18 protein-coding genes are annotated in these 19,660 nt (G+C 43.2%); 9 read left to right on the top strand and 9 right to left on the bottom strand.

Annotated elements, in window-relative coordinates; all coding sequences use genetic code 11:
• Window positions 1-51: 51 nt before the first annotated feature.
• Window positions 52-786: a DUF481 domain-containing protein gene (locus DL796_RS04485; protein ID WP_227592963.1), complete on the top strand. Its 735-nt coding sequence runs from the start codon at window positions 52-54 to the stop codon at window positions 784-786.
• An 82-nt stretch (window positions 787-868) separates the two neighbouring features.
• Here DL796_RS04485 and DL796_RS04480 read toward each other — a convergent pair whose 3' ends face one another.
• Window positions 869-1,396 carry a gamma carbonic anhydrase family protein gene (locus DL796_RS04480; RefSeq protein ID WP_110200394.1) on the bottom strand — a complete coding sequence of 176 codons (528 nt, stop codon included), beginning with the start codon at window positions 1,394-1,396 and terminating at the stop codon, window positions 869-871.
• A 153-nt stretch (window positions 1,397-1,549) separates the two neighbouring features.
• Between DL796_RS04480 and DL796_RS04475 the strand changes: the two genes are divergently transcribed.
• From DL796_RS04475 to DL796_RS04465, 3 genes are all read left to right on the top strand, one after another.
• Window positions 1,550-3,991 carry a bifunctional diguanylate cyclase/phosphodiesterase gene (locus DL796_RS04475; RefSeq protein ID WP_110200392.1) on the top strand — a complete coding sequence of 814 codons (2,442 nt, stop codon included), beginning with the start codon at window positions 1,550-1,552 and terminating at the stop codon, window positions 3,989-3,991.
• Between the two features lie 117 nt (window positions 3,992-4,108).
• On the top strand, window positions 4,109-4,999 hold the full coding sequence (locus DL796_RS04470) for an ATP-grasp domain-containing protein (protein WP_110200390.1): 891 nt from the start codon (window positions 4,109-4,111) through the stop codon (window positions 4,997-4,999).
• Window positions 5,000-5,051: 52 nt separating this feature from the next.
• Window positions 5,052-6,041: a TraB/GumN family protein gene (locus DL796_RS04465; RefSeq protein ID WP_110200388.1), complete on the top strand. Its 990-nt coding sequence runs from the start codon at window positions 5,052-5,054 to the stop codon at window positions 6,039-6,041.
• A gap of 68 nt (window positions 6,042-6,109) precedes the next feature.
• On the opposite strand, the gene gorA is transcribed toward DL796_RS04465, so the two are convergent.
• A complete protein-coding gene (gene gorA / locus DL796_RS04460) occupies window positions 6,110-7,489 on the bottom strand; it encodes a glutathione-disulfide reductase (protein WP_110200386.1) in 1,380 nt (459 codons plus the stop codon).
• 95 nt (window positions 7,490-7,584) lie between these two features.
• On the opposite strand from gorA, the gene DL796_RS04455 reads away from it, so the two are divergent.
• Genes DL796_RS04455 through DL796_RS04435 form a run of 5 tightly spaced genes read left to right on the top strand, consistent with a single transcriptional unit; the run spans window position 7,585 to window position 13,437 of the window.
• Window positions 7,585-8,655: a CDP-glycerol glycerophosphotransferase family protein gene (locus DL796_RS04455; RefSeq protein WP_110200384.1), complete on the top strand. Its 1,071-nt coding sequence runs from the start codon at window positions 7,585-7,587 to the stop codon at window positions 8,653-8,655.
• Window positions 8,656-8,658: 3 nt separating this feature from the next.
• Complete coding sequence (locus DL796_RS04450) at window positions 8,659-9,066, top strand: adenylyltransferase/cytidyltransferase family protein (protein ID WP_110200382.1); 408 nt, start codon at window positions 8,659-8,661, stop codon at window positions 9,064-9,066.
• Between the two features lie 15 nt (window positions 9,067-9,081).
• Window positions 9,082-9,837, top strand: coding sequence for a glycosyltransferase family 2 protein (locus DL796_RS04445; protein ID WP_110200380.1), 756 nt, complete (start codon window positions 9,082-9,084; stop codon window positions 9,835-9,837).
• A 9-nt stretch (window positions 9,838-9,846) separates the two neighbouring features.
• On the top strand, window positions 9,847-11,892 hold the full coding sequence (prlC, locus tag DL796_RS04440) for an oligopeptidase A (protein ID WP_110200378.1): 2,046 nt from the start codon (window positions 9,847-9,849) through the stop codon (window positions 11,890-11,892).
• Window positions 11,893-13,437, top strand: coding sequence for an FGGY-family carbohydrate kinase (locus tag DL796_RS04435; RefSeq protein WP_110200376.1), 1,545 nt, complete (start codon window positions 11,893-11,895; stop codon window positions 13,435-13,437).
• A gap of 119 nt (window positions 13,438-13,556) precedes the next feature.
• Here DL796_RS04435 and DL796_RS04430 read toward each other — a convergent pair whose 3' ends face one another.
• The 7 genes from DL796_RS04430 to DL796_RS04400 form a co-directional block, all read right to left on the bottom strand.
• On the bottom strand, window positions 13,557-15,017 hold the full coding sequence (locus tag DL796_RS04430) for a T6SS phospholipase effector Tle1-like catalytic domain-containing protein (RefSeq protein ID WP_170114211.1): 1,461 nt from the start codon (window positions 15,015-15,017) through the stop codon (window positions 13,557-13,559).
• Window positions 15,010-15,690, bottom strand: a complete 681-nt coding sequence (locus DL796_RS04425) for a membrane lipoprotein lipid attachment site-containing protein (RefSeq protein ID WP_110200372.1) — start codon at window positions 15,688-15,690, stop codon at window positions 15,010-15,012. Before DL796_RS04425 ends, DL796_RS04430 begins: the two co-directional genes overlap by 8 nt.
• A gap of 93 nt (window positions 15,691-15,783) precedes the next feature.
• Window positions 15,784-16,224, bottom strand: a complete 441-nt coding sequence (locus tag DL796_RS04420) for a hypothetical protein (RefSeq protein ID WP_110200370.1) — start codon at window positions 16,222-16,224, stop codon at window positions 15,784-15,786.
• A 2-nt stretch (window positions 16,225-16,226) separates the two neighbouring features.
• Window positions 16,227-16,607, bottom strand: a complete 381-nt coding sequence (locus DL796_RS04415; RefSeq protein ID WP_110200368.1) for a hypothetical protein — start codon at window positions 16,605-16,607, stop codon at window positions 16,227-16,229.
• A gap of 10 nt (window positions 16,608-16,617) precedes the next feature.
• Complete coding sequence (locus DL796_RS04410; protein ID WP_196597949.1) at window positions 16,618-16,899, bottom strand: PAAR domain-containing protein; 282 nt, start codon at window positions 16,897-16,899, stop codon at window positions 16,618-16,620.
• Window positions 16,900-16,901: 2 nt separating this feature from the next.
• The gene (locus DL796_RS04405) at window positions 16,902-17,501 is read right to left on the bottom strand and encodes a DUF4123 domain-containing protein (protein WP_110200364.1); all 600 of its coding nucleotides are present in this window, start codon (window positions 17,499-17,501) and stop codon (window positions 16,902-16,904) included.
• The gene (locus DL796_RS04400; protein WP_110200362.1) at window positions 17,491-19,590 is read right to left on the bottom strand and encodes a type VI secretion system Vgr family protein; all 2,100 of its coding nucleotides are present in this window, start codon (window positions 19,588-19,590) and stop codon (window positions 17,491-17,493) included. Before DL796_RS04400 ends, DL796_RS04405 begins: the two co-directional genes overlap by 11 nt.
• Window positions 19,591-19,660 lie beyond the last annotated feature (70 nt).

The raw sequence follows: 19,660 nt of genomic DNA, 5'->3' as shown, positions 1-19,660 counted from the left end.
GGTACAATTTATCTCGCTAACCCCCACAAAATAACGATTTGCGAGACATTGATGATGACATTAAAAAGAAATTTATTCGCTTTAGGGCTTGTTGCGCTTTCTCCAGCAGCCTTCTCAAGCGGCCTACTTTCAGGCGCACCAGAAGAAGGTTACGAAGGCAACATCGACTTAGGCTACATCAGCACCTCCGGCAACACCGAAACTGAAAGCCTTAACGGCCAGTTTGACTGGGTTGCACGCGCCTCAGAAAACTGGGCAACAGGTATTCAAATTACTGGTGTAACCAATTCAAGCCGTGACCAGCGCGATGCTGAGCAATACACTTTTGCCTGGAACAATCGTTACGATATTAGCGACAATAGCTTCTTTTACGGTATTTTAGACTACAAAAACGACTATTTCGGTGCTTATGACTACCAAGCGGGTGCTTACCTTGGTTACGGTCACCAAGTCTTTAAAAGTGACGACGGTCATTTATCACTAGGTTTCGGTTTAGGTTATCGTATTAATGCGGTATTTATCGGACGTGACGAGAAAGAAAACGTCTTACGTGGTGACTTAGACTTTGCACACCAGCTAACCGATACAGCTCGCTTTACTCAAGTAATCAGTGCCGTTTGGGGTGAAGAAGTAGATACTTATGTGTCAAAGTCTGCTATTTCTACTAAAATCTCTGAGAACTTAGCGATGAAGCTTTCATACGTCGTCAACTATAACTCGGTGGTTCCGGCGGGAGCAGTAAAAACAGACCGTACAACAACTGTAGGTATTAGCTATAGCTTCTAGTCATTAGCTTCTAGTCATTAGACTAAGCACAGCTACAAAAAAGCCGGCACTCGCCGGCTTTTTAATATTGAAGCAATCTTTCTTATTCCATATGCTCATTCTTTAAGCGCACATAGTTATCTGCTGAATACTTAAAGAACTTAATCTCTTCGTCGGTAAGCTTTCGAATCTTACGCGCTGGCGAGCCAACCCATAAAAAACCACCTGTCAGTACTCTGCCCGGCGGCACCACACTATTGGCGCCAATAATTGCATTTTCGCAAACAGTCGCGCCATCCATCACCACCGCGCCCATACCTATAAGGCAGTTACTTTCAATGGTACAGCCGTGCAAAATTGCTTTATGCCCAACAGTGACGTTATCACCAATGATAAGGTCGTGGCCCTCGGGATCATAAGGCCCAGCATGGGTGACATGACAAACGGTACCGTCTTGGATGCTAGTGCGGTTACCCACACGAATCGAATGGACATCGCCACGCAACACGGCCATTGGCCAGATTGAGCTGTCTTCGCCAATCTCCACGTCACCGAGGACTAAAGCGGTTTCATCAATAAAAGCATTATCCGCTACTTTCGGTGTTTTTTTCTGAAAAGTTCTTATTGTCATAAATCACATTATCTTTAAGCTTGTCGCTATTTTAGCGGGAAAGTACGGGATCGCAAAATAAATGTCCTTCTATATTATTTGACAAACCCTCACCACTAGCTATTCTATGATATGGCATGCCTAATTTTAAAATAACTTACCGGGGTTGGAACATTGGAGCAAAGGACTAAGCTACTAGATAAGCAGCTACTCGACCGTTTATTCTCAAATGACTATGCAGCATTATTGATTTGCAATAAACGTTTTGTGATCAAAACAATATCCGTCGATTCAGTCATCTCTCCTGACTCACTACTAGGTGAGCCATTGGAAGATTTCCTCCCTGCAGACATTTTGCAGGGCAAAGAAAGTCGTGCCATTGCTAAGCTCGATAAATTAGGGGCAAGCCACCATTTCTTAATTTCGTCGCATCCAATGGAACAGGGAAAGTCCTTTATTGATCGCATCATAACCTTGCAATTGCTTCCCGAATTTAACCTCAGCTCTACGCAAGCCCACAATATCGTAGAAGACTATAAAGACACTATCATTAAGAACTCCCCCATATTCCTTTATGTTCTTGATTTAAAAACAAAAATATTCTCCGAAGGGCTTGGTAATTACGCTCAGTTACTGGGCTATACAGAGCAAGAAATTAAAACCATGCCGGATGGCGTTTATAGCTTTATCCACCCAGAAGATATCCCGATGGTGGAAGAGCAAGAGCGCTTATTACAACAAAGCGATGATAGAACTGTAGTGCCCGTCGAGTTCCGACTACAACATAAAAGTGGTGACTGGTTTTGGATCCAGGTTCATAGCACTATTTATGCACGGGACGATGATGGTGAGCCATTAATAGAAATTGGTTCAATTCATAAGATGGACAAGGATCGTGAGGCGGAAAGAGCCTTACAACAAAAAGATAAATATTACCGCACCCTGGTCGAAAACAGTTATGACTGCATTTTAATGCATGATAAAAATGGTTTAGTTACCTATATCTCGCCTTCTGTCACCCGTGTTACTGGCTATACTGAAGAAGATTTACTCGGCAAAACCCTTGAGGGCTTCATCTACGAAGACGATCGCGAAGATGCCAGCCATAACTTGCGCTATGTTTCTGAAAACCCAGGGGCTTCTTCTGTGGTAGAGCGTCGCATTCGCCATAAGAATGGTGAGATTTTATGGATTGAAAGCAGGCTCGCCAACCATTTAGATGACCCAGATATTCAGGGCGTTACCATTAATTTCCACGTTATTACTGGACGTAAAGAAGCAGAAGAAGAGATTCACCGACTCGCCAATTACGATACTTTAACAGGCCTTGCCAATCGTCATTTGCTGCAAACCTGCTTGTTTAGAGACATCGAAAGCTGTGCCACAAAGAATTCCAAGTTGGCACTAATGTATGTGGACCTCGATCGGTTCAAGCAAATTAATGACACCCTAGGTCATACGACTGGCGATCACCTTCTGAAGTCCGTTTCTGACTTTATGCGTAAGTGTATTCGTACGGGAGACACTTTAGCCCGCGTCGGTGGCGATGAGTTTGCCATTGTTCTACCAAATATCGACGCACCACAAGCCCAAGCTATAGCTGAGCGCTTATTACGGTACCTGAAAAGCCCCATAAAAGCAGGTCCACACCGCGTACAAACTGGCGCTAGTATCGGTATTAGCATGTATCCTGATCACAGCGAAGATGCTGAAGATCTGTTCCGCTTTGCCGATATGGCCATGTATTCTGCAAAATCCGATCGCAATCGTTTCCAATTCTTTAGGCGCAAGTTCTCTCAACAAGAAACCAAGCGACGCCTTGTCGAAAAGAAACTCAAAGTTGCTATTTCCGAACGCCACCTGCACCTCTTTTTTCAGCCGCGTGTTGATATGGTTAGCGGAAAAATCCATAGTGTCGAAGCTCTTTGCCGCTGGGATGATCCTGAAACAGGTAGCATTCCTCCAAACATCTTTATTCCTATCGCTGAAGAAACCGGCCTCATACACGAACTCAGCCAGCTGGTTATGCAGATGGTGTGCCAGCAACTGGTCGATTGGCACAACATAGGCATTGATGTCCCAATTGCATTGAACTTGTCAGTAAAAGACCTTAAATACTTTGATTTGGTGCAAAACCTTGGGGCAATCATCAATCAATATGGTGTTTCTGGGAAAATGCTTGAAATTGAAGTCACCGAAAGCGCCGCCATGACCGATGTTGTTAATTCCGTGAAAGTTCTTAACCAACTGCAAGAGTTTGGCATTAAAGTTTCCATCGACGACTTTGGCAAAGGCTACTCGTCGCTAGCTTATCTTAGCCAGTTACCAGTGGATAGCCTTAAGATTGATAAGTATTTTGTGTCGCGCTTAAGCCCTAACTTTAAAGATCACATGATCAACCACAACATCATCAAAACTATAGTGTCTTTAGCTAAAAGTTTGGATTTGAAAACGGTTGCAGAAGGTATTGAAACCCCAAATCAATACAATATTTTAAAGGCCTTAGGCTGCCAGATGGGGCAGGGAATGTTTTTCTATCACCCGATGCCCGCCGATCAGTTAGCCAACCTTTTGAAGCGCGAAGCTCGGCTTGCTAAAAGCACTGTTAATCAGTAACGCATGATGATTCACACAACCCGAAATAGGTTAAAGACAACCGCTTTAACCTATAGTAAGCTTATCCGATAATTTTCATTAAACCACTAAAACAAAGATAATTACTGAGAATTTTGGATGAATATTGCTATTGCGAGTTGTAAAGATCTACCTGACTGGGAAAAAGACGACACTCCTTTTTTCCAAGAGCTTGCGTCACTAGATGTTAATTACGAAATCCTTCCTTGGGACAGCGATACTGATTGGAGTCGTTTTGATGCGTGCTTATTAAGAACCACTTGGGATTATCAAGAACGTATTGAAGAATTCATGGCTTGGATCAAACAAGTCAGCACTCAAACCATGCTTTTAAATACTGAGTCGATTATCGTTTGGAACAGCCATAAAAAATACCTAAAAGAACTACAAGAAGCCGGTATCACCATAGCTCCCTCCGAATGGTTACTGCAAGGCGGTAGCTATGATGTAAAACATCTCATGGAGCTGCATGGCTGGAACCAGGGTTTTATCAAACCGTTAATCGGCGCTAACGCCCGCGAATGCCTACCTTTTGATAATGATGAAGAAGGTTTACACAAAGCGCAACAACATATCGATCGTTTAACCCCCAACGAAGATTTAGTCTTACAGCCTTATCTTGCCAATGTAGAATCTTTTGGTGAAACCTCTGGTATATTTTTCGCAGGGCAATACAGTCACGGCACGCGCAAAGTCCCGGTAGAAGGCGACTTTAGGGTGCAAGACGACTATGGCGCTAGCGATTACGTCTACCAGCTATCAGCAGATGAGCTAAGACTGGCTAAAGAAGCGATCACTTACGTTGCTGATAAATTCGAGATGCCGTTATACGCAAGAGTAGACTTTTTGCACCACAAAAACGGTGATGTTTTTGTTAACGAGGTTGAGTTGATTGAGCCATCTTTGTTTTTTAGACATGGTGGCCAAGAAAGCTGCCAACTTTTTGCACAAGCTCTTGTGAACCATATTAATACTAATACCCATGTATAAAAGTGGGAGTTACAACCAATAATTAACTGACATTAAAACTACGGAGAGAATAATGAAAAAATATTTAGGGATCTTGTTTGCTACCTTAGTGGGGCTATACGGCTGTGGCGAAGAGTCAGCAAAGCCGAAAGCACAGGATCAAAACAAACAGACCAGCGAGCAAGTCCAAACTAAAACAACAGTTGACGCTCAGCCTGAAGAACCTCAAGAAGCATCTAAAACTGACTATACGCCAGCACTGTGGAAAGTTGAGCATGGGGACAAAGTCTCTTATTTATTTGGCTCAATTCACATGGGCGACGCTAGCATGTTCCCTTTGCCGGACGCTGTCAGCGAAGCCTATGAAGCGACCGATGCGCTTGCTGTAGAAATTGATATGGGCAATATTGATCAGCTTGCAATGGCGCAGACGCTACAAGAACTCGCCATCGACCCAAATACTACTCTTGAGAGTATGTTGTCAGAAGAAACTTGGGAAAAGTACAACCAGTATTGCGAAGTGACGCAGACACCTTGCGCCATGTTTAATACTTTTGAGCCTTGGCTAACAGCGGTTTCGCTTGAATCTTTTAATATGCAAAAATCTGGCTATACGGAAAAGTATGGTATTGATATGTATTTTCTCGGTCAGGCACGTGACAAGAAAGAGATTGTAGAGCTCGAATCTGCTAACTCGCAACTCATTATGCTCGATGGTTTATCGATGAAAGTGCAGGACGCTTTTTTATTGTCAATCGTAACTCGTGAGGATGATGGAATCGAGGAACTAGTACAGGCTTGGAAGACCGGCAATGTTGAAGAGTATATCGAAAATAGCTTTAACGATGCCGAGAAAATAGGGCTTAGCGATGAAGAGTACGAGCAGTTTTTGGACTCTTTACTATATAAAAGAAATAAAAAAATGGCGGAAGGCTTAGCCGAACATTTCGAGCAGGGTAAAGCCATCTTTGCGGTTGTAGGCGCGGCTCACTATGGTGGTAACAAAAGCGTTAATCACTATTTAGAAGAGATGGGTTACAAGGTTGAGCGTATCAACTACTAATCCCTTTGAGTTCTTCAATCAAAAAAGCCCAACCTTAAGTGTTGGGCTTTTTGTTACTGACATTAGCTTTATCGCATCGTCACAAATTCTTCCGCCGAAGTTGGGTGGATAGCGACCGTATCATCCAAGTCTGCTTTAGTCGCGCCCATCTTTAGAGCAACTGCAAACCCCTGTAAGATTTCATCGACACCAAACCCAATGCCATGAATACCCACGACTCTCTCTTCTGGGCCGGCGCAAATCAGCTTCATCTTAGTCGGTTCGCGATGCTGTGTTAAAGCCGAATACATAGCGGTAAATGTCGAGTTATAAACCTTAATGTTTTCTTGTCCATAGGTTTCTATTGCTTCCAACTCCGTCATTCCGACAGTACCTATGGGCGGATGACTAAAGACCACCGTAGGAACATTGGTATAATCCAAGAACTCATTCTCTTTATTGTTGAATAAGCGCTCTGCAAGACGGCGCCCCGCCTGAATCGCAACGGGTGTTAAGGCTAAGCGCCCAGTATTATCACCAATCGCATAAATCCCTTTCGCAGTCGTGTTTTGGTACTTATCGGTTTTGATAAAACCATCCTCGTTAGTAGCTACATTGGTATGCTCTAGCCCAAGCCCTTCCGTAGCTGGTGCACGACCGATGGCCCACACAATGGTATCAACAGGACCTATCGTTTCACCATTTTCTAAGTGCAGCAATAATTCTCCCGAGTCTAACTTTTCCACAGACTTAGGAACGCTATGAGTATGTAGCTTCGGTCCTGAATCACGCATAATATCAACCAAGGTATCACTTAACATATCCTCAAAGTCCCGCAGAGGTTTATGCTTTCGGACCACTAAATGCGTTTCGGTGCCAAGTGCATGGAACACACCTGCAATTTCCACCGAAATATAGCCTGCACCAACCACAGCAGCTCTTTTCGGCTGCTCCTGCAGTTCAAAAAAGCCGTCAGAATCTATGCCATACTCAGCACCTGGAATCTCTGGGATCACTGGATAACCGCCGGTAGCGATAACAATATGATCGGCGGTATAGCGCTCACCATCGACTTCAACCGTATTCTTATCAACAAATTTTGCGTAACCCTCGATGACATCCACCTTATTATTACCCAAATTTCGCTCATAACTTTGGTGGATTCGAGAAATATAAGCCTCGCGGCTTTCGACTAACTTGCTCCAATTAAAGTCAACTTCAGGCGCGTTAAAGCCATAATCGGGCGCATATTTGAATGCTTCAGCAATTTGTGCGCCATACCACATGGCCTTCTTTGGCACACAACCGACATTCACGCAGGTACCGCCTAAGGCTTTACTTTCAATAATGCCACTTTTTGCGCCATGCATCGAAGCGCGGTTAGCTGAGGCAATTCCGCCACTTCCGCCGCCAATCGCAAGAAAGTTGTAGTGATTGTCTGCGCGCTTATCTGTCTGTCTATCAGTCATAGTCTTTTCATCTAATTTCTGGTTATAATGATTCGATTATAAACATATCGATCACTTATTTATAATCCACTCATCGAGAATTTGAAGTATTACTTGTGAAAATATTTTTCGACGTCGCATACCTGTATTATCTCCCCCATTTCGAGCCTGTCATTAAAGCGTTGTTAGATAACGCTGGAGAGGAGAAAATTGAATTAAAAGTTATTTTCACGATAACACCACCACAAGCTACTTTAGAGTCTCTGCACCGTATCAATGTTACAACTGAAATCATAGATGCAGAGCAAAGACTGGCCTTTTATCAGCAGCAAAAACCTAACTGGATAATTTTTGGCCACGCTGCCGACATTGCAGAGCAGCTCAACGATGTTTCTAAAACAGCGCTTATTTTGCACGGGTTGGGGCCAAAATCCACTTATTACAATGCCTCAAGCGCCCCCATTCAGTATCGATTTGTTGAGTCTGAAACGCGTCGAGTTCGATTACAAGCACTCTATCCAGATAAGACATTTATAACGACGGGCTACACCAAGCTCGACCCGATAGTAAACGACAACTCCATAAAAATGGATCTATCCGCGCTGGGACTCGATCCGGATAAACCTACTCTATTGTATTCGCCAACTTTTTACCCAAGCACTATCGAGAACTTCCCAAAAGATTGGCCACAAGATTTTAAGCACTACAATATATTGCTAAAGCCCCATTATTTATCGCTAATTAAGTCTGCTTATAAAAAACAAAGAGCACTACTACAGCATTGGGCAACATTTCCAAACGTCTATTTGGCTAAAGAAAGCGAACAAAACCTTGTGCCCTTTATGGCTACAGCTGATTTGATGATCAGTGAAACCTCGTCTGCGCTATTTGAGTTTATTGCCTTAGATAAGCCGGTTATCATTTGTCACTTCCTTAAATTACGCTGGGGATACCGTGGCCTACTCAAATTTAGGCTCAATAAGCGACTGTCTGATGACTACCAACTGTTCCAATCAATGGGCACTAATATCGACCATTACCGTGAGTTGCAGGATGCGGTAGAATCTAACATTAATCAGCGCTCGCTCCATCAGGCTGCTCGTAAAAGCATCACTGAAGAAGTCGTCGGCACCATCGACGGCAACAGTTCGCAGCGGGTCGCACAATATTTATTAAGCTCAGGATAAATTATGCGCGTTATCACTTTTGGTACATTCGATGTTTTTCATGTGGGTCATGTCAACATCCTTGAGCGTGCTCGCTCTTTTGGCACAGAGCTTTATGTTGGCGTTTCTTCAGATCAGCTTAACTACTCTAAGAAAAATCGCTACCCCATTTATTCCGAAGAAGATCGCAGGCACATTATTAGCGCCTTAGCTTGTGTAGACTATGTGTTCTCAGAAGAATCTTTAGAGCTTAAAGCCGAGTACATCAAAAAGTATGAAGCGGATATTTTAGTCATGGGCGATGACTGGCAGGGTAAGTTCGATTATTTATCCGATTTATGCCAAGTTAAGTACCTGCCTCGAACGCCGTCAGTCTCCACTACCGAAATTATTGAAGTGGTGAGACATTCACAGCCCAAACAATCCACTTAACGTCTAAGAAGCATTATGAGCAAAATCCCAGTAAGTGTTTTTATAGTCGCACAAGATGAAGAGCAGCATATTGGACGGGTTTTAGATAGCTGCCAAGCGTTTGATGAAATCATAGTGGTGGATAGTGGTAGCACCGATCAAACCAAGTCCATCGCCCAATCCAAAGGCGCCAAAGTTATACATCATGATTGGCCTGGTTACGCCAAGCAAAAACAGTACGCTAAAGATCTGTGTCAGCATGAATGGGTGCTCAACTTAGACGCCGATGAAGAATTAACACCGCAATTTATTGATGAGGTTAAACAGTTTGTCAGCGCTGAGCATGACTATGTCGCTTTAAAATGTCGTCGCAACGACTTGTTTATTGGGAAATTTTTCTCAACGCTGACTCGCCTACCGACTAATACTCGTTTTTTTAAGAAGGACAAAGTCGCTTACCGAGTAGAGGATTTAGTTCACGAAGGCCCTGATATTCACGGCAAAACCAAACAAACTTCTGTCGCCTTTAATCATTATGGCTACGCTGATATAGCACAACTTACTGATAAATATAATAAATACTCTTCTCTTAAAGCCAAAGAAAAGTATTTAAAAGGGAAGAAAGCCTCTGCATTGAAGCTATTACTTATCTACCCACTAGAGTTTATTCGCAACTACCTAGTCTATCGCTACTGCTTCTCGGGACTGCGGGGCTTTATTTTTTCACATTTAGCCGCATATTATGCTTTATCCAAAGAAGCAAAATTATACGAATTCAATAAATCGTCTTAGCAGGTAATTATGTCTAATCCTTTATTTAATGTAACCGGGCTACCTCCATTTAAGAAAATACAACCATCACACATGGTTGAAGCCATCGAAACCATCATTAACGACAGTCGCCAAGCGATTAACGAGCTCACAGAAAGCGTCACCGAAGATAACATCAGTTGGGACAACTTCGTTAAGCCATTAGAAGATATTAACGATCGCCTTGATCGCGCTTGGGCTCCTATTAGCCATATCAATTCAGTCGCTAACTCGGACGAGGTCCGCGATGCTTACAATGCATGCTTACCACTTCTTTCTGATTACGGCACCGAGATGGGCCAGCACAAAGGGCTTTATAACGCTGTGAAAGCTCTCGATGCTAAAGCTGAAGAGCTTGGTCTTGATAAAGTCCAACGCAAGATTCTTCAAGATGACTTGCGTGACTTTAAACTATCAGGTGTAGCGCTGAGCCCAGAAAAGCAAAAGCGCTATGGTGAGATTCAAAAGCGCTTATCGGAACTCACCTCTAAGTTTGAGCAAAACCTGCTGGATGCCACTATGGCATGGCATAAAGATTTCGAGTCAGCAAAAGCTCTCGATGGCTTACCTGAGTCGGCTATCGCTGCGGCTAAGCAGGCAGCAGAAACTAATGATGTCGATGGATATCGAATTACCTTAGATTTTCCATCGTACTTACCAGTAATGATGCACGCCAACGATCGCGAACTGCGCAAAGAAGTGTATACCGCCTTCTCAACGCGTGCTTCCGATAAAGGCCCTAATGCAGGCGAGTTTGACAACAGCGCCATTATGCCTGAGATACTGGCGCTGCGTCATGAGCTTGCACAGTTACTCGATTTTGAGCATTACGGCGAACTTTCTCTTGCCACCAAGATGGCTAAATCCACTTCTGAAGTTATGGCTTTCCTGAGCGAACTTGCTGCTAAATCGAAACCACAAGCTGAAAAGGATTTGCAAGAACTTACGGACTACGCCAAAGAAAAGCATGGCGTAGACAAACTCGAAGCATGGGATTTGGCTTACTACAGTGAAAAACTGAAAAACGAGCGTTACAGCATTTCTCAAGAAGAATTACGCCCCTGGTTCCCAGAAGACCAAGTGATCAAAGGCATGTTCGAAATCACTGGCACTTTATTTAACATCAAATTCCAAGAGCGTGATGACGTCGAAACTTGGCATGAGGACGTACGCTTTTTTGATATCTATGATCTTGCAGACAACTATATCGCAAGTTTCTACCTCGACTTATATGCGCGCCGAAATAAGCGTGGCGGCGCCTGGATGGCGGACTGTATCGGACGACGCGAAACCAAACAAGGTATTCAAAAGCCTGTTGCATTCTTAACTTGTAACTTTAATGGCCCAGTGGGTGATACGCCGGCACTATTTACTCATGACGAAGTGACTACCTTGTTCCATGAGTTTGGCCACGGCTTGCATCACATGCTGACGCAAATTAATCATGCGTCGGTTGCTGGTATTTCTGGAGTTCCTTGGGATGCAGTAGAGCTTCCTAGCCAGTTCCTTGAAAACTTTTGTTGGGAAGAAGAAGGTCTAGCAAAGATCGCTAAGCACTACGAAAGTGGCGAACCTCTGCCAAAAGAAAAGCTAGAGCGCTTACTCGCGGCTAAAAACTTCCAGTCGGCCATGCAAATGGTGCGCCAGCTTGAGTTCTCAATGTTCGACTTCAAGATTCACAGTGAATTTGATCCAAATAACCCCGATCAGATCCAACAACAACTAGACCAAGTTCGAGCAGAAGTCTCCGTCATTACACCGCCCGAGTTTAATCGCTTCCAACACAGTTTTGGACATATTTTCGCGGGTGGTTATGCTGCAGGGTATTACAGTTACAAATGGGCCGAAGTGTTATCTGCCGATGCATTTTCGCGCTTTGAAGAAGAAGGCATTTTTAACCCAAAAACGGGGCAAGACTTCTTACATCATATCCTACAAAAAGGTGGTTCAGCAGAGCCTGATGAATTATTCAAAGCATTCCGTGGTCGCGAACCTTCTCCAGATGCACTATTGCGCCATTCTGGTATAGGACAGTAATTGAGCGAGCCGACGTTATTAACCATCGATAATGGTACGCAGAGCTTGCGTGCCATTATTTTTGACCTACACGGCAATATCCTTAGCAAATGCCAAATACCCATTAACGATTATATTTCAGAGCATCCGGGTTGGTATGAGCAAAATCCCCAGTATTTCTGGGACACTCTATGTATGGCTTGCCATAAGTTAAAAGCGGATAGTCCTGAAGCTTTTAAACGCATAAAAGCTATTTCAGTGACCACACTCAGAAATACAGTGGTTAATTTAGATGAGCATGGTAAACCTTTAAGACCTGCAATAATATGGAGTGATCAGCGTAAGCTCGAACAGACCAAACCACTCAAAGGCTATTGGAACTATCTTTTCAAAATTGCAGGTTTAACATCTACTTTAAAGAACTTCCAGTCCAGTTGCCAAGCTGCTTGGATAGCACATCATCAGCCCGATATTTGGGCAAAAACCTCTAAATACTTATTACTCTCTGGCTATCTAAATTATCGCCTTACTGGTACTTACAAAGACTCAACAGCGTCGCAAGTAAGCTATATCCCGTTCGATTATAAGCGTCATCAATGGGCAAAATCCTCGGACTGGAAGTGGCAGGTCGCTCCATTAGAACTTGAGCAACTACCCGATCTCGTCAAACCGGGAGAGCTAGTTGGAAATCTTCACTCTACGGCGTCTTTGCAAACTGGACTCCCTGAAGGGCTTCCCGTAATTGCTGCTGGCGCCGATAAAGCATCAGAAGTACTCGGCTCAGGGTGCCTGCATCAGCATCAAGCCTGTATAAGCTATGGCACCACAGCAACGATCAACGTTACCAGTGAGAAATACCTAGAACCCATTCGTTTTATACCACCCTACCCATCTTCAGTTTCTGGCAACTATACACTCGAGTTTCAAGTCCACCGTGGCTACTGGATGGTCAACTGGTTTAAACAAGAGTTTGCACACGCAGAACAGCAGCTTTCTAAAGAGCTTGGTGTTTCCGCAGAGCAATTGTTAGAAGAAACGATAAAAGACATTGCACCAGGCTCTGATGGCTTAATCCTCCAGCCCTACTGGTCGCCTGGTGTGAAAACCCCAGGGCCGGAAGCCCGTGGTGCTATTATTGGGTTTAAAGATACTCACACCAAGGCTCATGTCTACCGCGCTATTTTAGAAGGAATCGCTTATAGCTTACGCGAAGGTATGGAAACGATTCAGAAGAAAACCAAGCAGCCGATTACCGAGCTAATAGTTTCAGGCGGCGGCTCACAAAGCGACACCAGCATGCAGCTAACAGCTGATATTTTTAATATGCCCGCGACACGCCCACACACCTATGAAACCTCAGCTCTAGGGGCCGCCATAAATGCTGCTGTTGGTATTGGTATTTATGCAAGCTATGATGAAGCAATTGAATCTATGTGCCGTCATGGAAAAGTATTCCTACCTAACCCTGAAAACTCGAAAATTTACGAAAAAATTCAGCAGGATATTTACAAGAAAGTCTATAACCGATTGAAACCGCTTTATAAGAGCTTACATTTTTTTAGTTAATAACTTCTTTTTTCTTTCTGCGTTCCTGCAGTACCCAATTTCAATATAACTCCCTAGTCCATAAGCTTAGTTTTCTAATCGAATATTTCTATTACAATTTTTTAACTCCACTTATTTCATCAAGTGTTTTTTCCTTCTCGGCGACTAGCTAAATTGTCTGTATTAATTTCCGCACCATTTGCATACATATTATCATTTTCGTCAGGCTGCACTGCAAACGTAGGGTCATTGGGGAAAATAGTTCTAATTTCCCCGACATCGGGCTCATTAGCTAAATCAGAAAAGTATTTCGTAGGTTTATATATTGGCGCCCTATCTTCTGCGTCAATATCAGATTGATGTACAAAATTTGCATATATATCACGTTCTCTTGAAGCGGGATAGATATTACCGTTTGATACTGATTCCCAGTAATCTTTGAGCTCTGAAGGGATATCGTATTCCTTTCCTCTTGGTAGGTCATCAAATGGTACGTCAAATGATACCGCTTTCTTATGCATTAATTTTAAATATACGTTAGACAGAGTATTAGTAACATTTTTCTTTCCAACTAACCAAACTTTTCTCCCTAACCTTTCTTCACTAATGTTATAACCTAGTTTCCAATATGCTTGCCTAATTTCCTCAACCTCAGCCTCTGAATATCGTTCAACTTTTCGATATTGATCACTTAAGTGCGGATAGGCTCTATCATAGCCACCAATTCTCGCACCGGGGACCTCTTTATACTCTGCAATCCAGTCTAATTTATTTTCGATTTCCCCCTCATCTTCAGCATATCCCCCACCAATGTCAGAATGAACACCTATATAGGTCTTTTGATTTAAGAAACCACCATCGTTTGGTTCTAAACTACTTAATGGAAAATTTTTCCGAACTTCATCTCTTGCTACAAAATGTTCTATGTAATCAGCAGAAGCAGAACTTAAATGGAAGTTAAAATCTTTGATAATATCTTTGTAATATGGAGCCTCTACAATTCGTCGACCTCTTCTGACTCTCCTTTGTCCTTGATATTCCGAGATTTTATATCGATTAATATTGTCGCCAGCCTCATCATCCGATATTAAATCGGTAGGGTCCAACGCTCCTATCCAACCTCCAGCAAAGGATGCCACTGTGTCATAAATTCCAACGAATCCAACCTTAACATTCGGTCCAGCAGCACGATCGTGTAACTCATTTATAAAGTGCCTAGCTTGCGCAGCACCACGGCTGAAACCAAAAACATCAACAATAAACTCTTTAGAACAGGGTCTACCGTCAAAAAATGTGGCCACTTGCTTTATAGCTTCGTGTACTCTCTCTATTCCGCCTTCACCCAATGCTAAACCGCTTAGAACGTTACTTTTATTGTTAACCGTGCCAACACCATTTTTATAAAACCAAGTATATTGCTTTAAATTTTCCTCATCTATCATATCTTTGTAAGTATCAGATAGTTTTGCAATATTCGACATCTTTTTAGACGCACGATCATTTTCTTTATTATTCCCAGTTCCATCGAAAAACACACCAACCCTCATGACCCAGGGGCACTTTTGTGGAATTTGATTAGGGCTAGTACGGCTATTACTCATCCCTCTCCTCCTTATCTTGCTTTGCTCCAGGATACCACTTGTCATAAACAATTAATGGAGCCGTATAGGCACCTATTTTCTTATATCTTTCTCTCTTAGAGGCACAGTCTAAAGTATAGCTCTTACCCTGTTTATATCCTTCATAACGATCTGTAGACTCGTTAACTCTACGCCCCTGCCCCTCAGCAAGAATCATAACTTCATCTTGTGATTTAGGATTTATATTTTTTGCTAACTTGACCCAAACTTTATTACTATTACGAAAGTCGATAATAAATACTGATTTATGAACTTCCCCTTTACTATTATTTGCCCAAGGAGGATTTAATAATATTTCATTAATAATTTCTCCTGGTAAATTTATATCCGCCTTCATTCTAGAATTCTCTCCCCACGCATACCATTCCAAATAAATAGCCTTATTGGGTGCAGGAGTATTATAAGATGGACTTGCTACACCTCCCCCTCCGTTTATATTGCTCCCACCACATCCTTTTATACCTGTCGCACCAGAGCTCCAATCTCCATCAATCACAATTTTTTCTAGAAATATACTAGCTTCTGAATTATTATTTGAAGCTATGTCAAAATAACGCCCATCTGCTTTTTTCTGCATAGCTGAGCAACCAGCTAATACAAAGGCACACAGCGCTGTTACTATTATTTTTTTCATCGTTTTTCTTCCTTTCTTATTTCAGCTCTATCTAGTTTTTCCACGGGCTTTTAGTGGTAAGTTTATTATTTAGCATAAGTTAATTTACATTTGTTAATCTAAGTTAGGAGGTGTTGCGGTATAACCTTTTCTTTTAAGGTATCGTCTCATATCCCTAACACGAACATATTTCGAGAAACGATCATCCTGTAAGAAGCGCTTAATATCCTTATCAACCTCATCGTTAGCCATAAAATCTTTTCCAAGGTAGCATGCAATCAAGGTAAACTGTTGTCTTAGGTTCATATTCTCATAACCATATTTCACTCCTTGATTACCTACATAATCTATCCACTTAAGCTGATCTTTATGGCTCAGATCCGAAAAGAAGCCTGGGAATCTTTTGTTAATTACTCCCTGCGTATGAATCAAATAATTTTGGTAAGGATCGCTTTCTACTTGCTCACTGGTGCTAGATTGGTTAGAACTATTTTCTGCTAGTGTAATTTGGCTGAATAATGCGAGTGTTATTACTAGTAATAATCTATACATCATGTTTAGTCCTTTTGTGGCATGGTGATTTTGGGGGTGTTTTTATCGATCCATCGATTGGCATCGCGAACACGAACGTAGGTAGAGAAATTAGAATCCGTAATAAACCGAACTAGGTTATCTTTTATTTCTGGCGAGGTGAGGAAGTCCTTTCCAATTTTACACACGATATCTAAATATCCTTTTATCAAATATTGGTTGCCAAAACCGAGTTTCTTGGCATCTATTACTACTTGGTCTAGCCAGGTTAACTGTTCTTGCTCCGAGAATCCTTCCCAAAAGCCTGAGTACTTAATTGCTATCTCCTGTCGACATTCTAGTAAAAACTTTTTGTAATTGTTGTTAACAAATAGCTTTTGAATTTTCTTTTTGGCGTTATCAGACATTTATCATCCTTTATTCAATTTTTACTAATGATTCACCTTTATCTATAAATCCACCAATAGCAGTTTTATCTCCTTTTCTTGCGACAGGTTTGCCATTTATTTTTACAACGCTTGAACCTTTGACAATAACATCCGTTGTATCGTCACACTGAAGTTTATCTCCTACTACCGCCACAGGGATGCCATTTACTGTAACCTTAGCCTGCCCACTTATAATTGGCCCATTCTTGTGCTCACTACTTTTTGTCCCTTTACAAGTATGCGTATGCCCTAGTAATGCTATTGGCTTCATAATTATTCCTCTGCTAAGTTCTCTTTATTTCCAGCTAACTTCATGATGTCACTTGCTACAGTCAGCCCATCATCCGTTTCTTTCTGGGTGTATACGAATAGTTGCTCTGGTTTTTGGGCTTCCACCAGAATACTGTTTGTGGTCCCCATAAATTCTATAAGCTCATTGTCTTCTTCTAAAATGGGTAAGTATTCTCTTAATACACTTGGATCATAGTATCTAAAAAATCCTTTTTCTTCTGTGCCTGGAATCCTTGTTTTGACTTTCCTTGCCCAGAATTGAATAAGCCCTTCGATTCCCAAGTTCGTTTTTAACGCAAACCCTACGCTATTTCCATATAGCTTTTCCATATACCATTGGCTTACGTCCGAACCTTTTTCTAGTAGCACAATGTAAGGCGCGACTTCGGCTAGCTTTTTTGCGTCGTCACCTTGTAGCAACGATGCAAAAGTCGCTTTCATGCCCTCTAAAAAGTACGGAATAGAGCCCTTTTTTGCTGCATCAATAATGGCATAGGTATTTAACTCTTTATTAGTAAATAATAACTCCTCAAGCCTTCTTATTGCCGCTTTGGAAAGCTTGTTTTTACTCTTATTCATCATCCTTTCTAGTCACACACTCCTCACAGAAAGGTAGCCCTTCGTTAGCAGCTCCTTGAAGTGCTTCAATCTGAGGTGCTGATCCACTACCCATGTTAATAGCACTACCTTTAATATTAATTTCTTTACCTTCGAGGGTAATGCCTCCGCTATCAATAGTTATTGAACCACCAGGTCCTGCTATGATGACTTTATCTGATGCATGCAGTGTGTGCTCTGTGGTACGACTAAAGATCTTCTCGACCACTTCAAGGTCATACTTGCCTTTTACTTTGTGTTCATAATGCCCACCGACTTCTTCCCAGTGGTTGGCGTAGGTGTATTCCTTGCGGTGGTTGTTGACGTTTTCGAGTAGGTCTTTGGTGATTTCCACCTGTGAGTTGCGACCGACCTTAAGTTCGACGTCGTTGCCAATCTTGGTTTTGCGGTCGTTGCCTATCTCAACCGTTTCATCGTTGCTGACGGTTTTCTTACGGTCATGCTTGATGTTGCTGGTTTCGTCATTGTCGATGACTTTGCTGCGGTTGTTTCCCACCCAGTGGCTTTCGTCGTTTTCAACTTCGATGTCTTGATTCTTCTCCGCATGAATTAATAACTGCTCGGCCCCTTTGCGGTCTTCAAAGCGGATTTGGTTGCAGTTGTCGACACTGCCTTCAGGCGTCGAGCGCGACATCCAGCCGCTTTGGGTTTTGTTGCTCGGCAGGTTATAGGGCACGGGGTTGTTGCCGTTATAGACGCGTCCCGTGATGATAGGACGGTCGGGGTCTCCGTCCTCAAACTCGATAAGCACTTCGTGGCCGATGCGTGGGATGTTGATGCCACCAAAACCGGCACCTGCCCATTGCTGTGAGACGCGTACCCAGCAGGAGCTGTTTTCATCATGCTGACCTTCGCGGTCCCAGTGGAACTGGACTTTGACTCGGCCGTATTCGTCGGTGTAAATCTCTTCGCCCTTAGGGCCCGTCACGATGGCGCTTTGCACCCCTTTGACGCTCGGCTTTTGATGGCGACGTGTAGGGCGGAACTGTACCGCTTTAGGGATACAGGTGAATGTGTTGCTGACCTCCTGCTTAGGGTCGTCGTTGTTGAGATAGGTGTCATCCTCTGCGGTATAGTTCATCGCGGTGATGAGGTAGCTTTGGCCCATCTCGGCGCGGTCGTCATGGATACTGACGGTGAAAGTGCCACCGACGGATAAGCCACGACAGCTGCTGCTGGCGTTAACTACTTCATGATACTGCTCGGCTTCCTGCATTCTGACCTGCGCTTCAGGCTCACCGGCGCCAGAATCGTAATACTCGCCCGGGTAGTCGTAGATTTCATAGGGCTCTATATTGGGGAAGCCACTTTGCGCCTGGCTGTTGGTGCCAAGGTCATCATTAGGGCTTTCGAAGTTGTAGCTGCGCGCACTGTACTGGCCGTGCGGGAAGACCACTTCCTTCTGCCAGTCGTGAATATGCTCGTCATCCAAACTGCCGTAGCTTTGTGCCACTAGTGGCTGGGCGCAGGCGGGATAACTGGATTTGTTGTCGGCTAGGATAAGCTTGTGCTCACCTTGATTGTGCTCAAAGTAATAGAAGATACCGCTTTCTTCTAGCAGGCGACTGATGAAAGCGAGGTCGCTTTCGCGGTATTGCACGCAATAATCGTGTCGGTTGTAGGAAGCTGTCAGGCGGTTTTCGAACACCACCTCATGCTCACCCAATAGCTGCTCAACGATTTGTGGCAAGGTTTGGTGCTGGAAGATGCGTAAATTGACTTTACGGCTTAAGAACCAAAGCTTAGGAACCACCGTCAGTTGGTAACGGTAGAGGTATTCGGAAGCAGTGCCAAGGCTAACCAGGCGGCTGACATAGCCGTTGAAATAACGAGTGACACCGTTGTTGAGCTCAAACCCAAAATCAAGGGCCTGGCCGACCAACTCTTGGGCAGGCAAGCTCGGCTCTTCAGACAGACAGGTGAGGGTAAACTCAAACGGACTCGATAACGAATCACTGCCCTCAATCTTGGTCAGCAATAGCGTATTACTACCCAACGGGCTGTCGATTTGCAGTAAGCGGTTTCCTTGTGTGTATGTCTCAAATATTCCCATCGCGCGTTCCTTCCTACGTCACTTTACCGATTGGTGTTTCTATTACTTTTTGTAAAACCTTTAGAGACAC

This window comes from Kangiella spongicola, from assembly GCF_003194565.2.
Classification (GTDB): Bacteria; Pseudomonadota; Gammaproteobacteria; order Enterobacterales; family Kangiellaceae; genus Kangiella; species Kangiella spongicola.
Note: the sequence above shows the minus strand (reverse complement) of the source record. Positions and strands in the feature narration are given on the sequence as shown.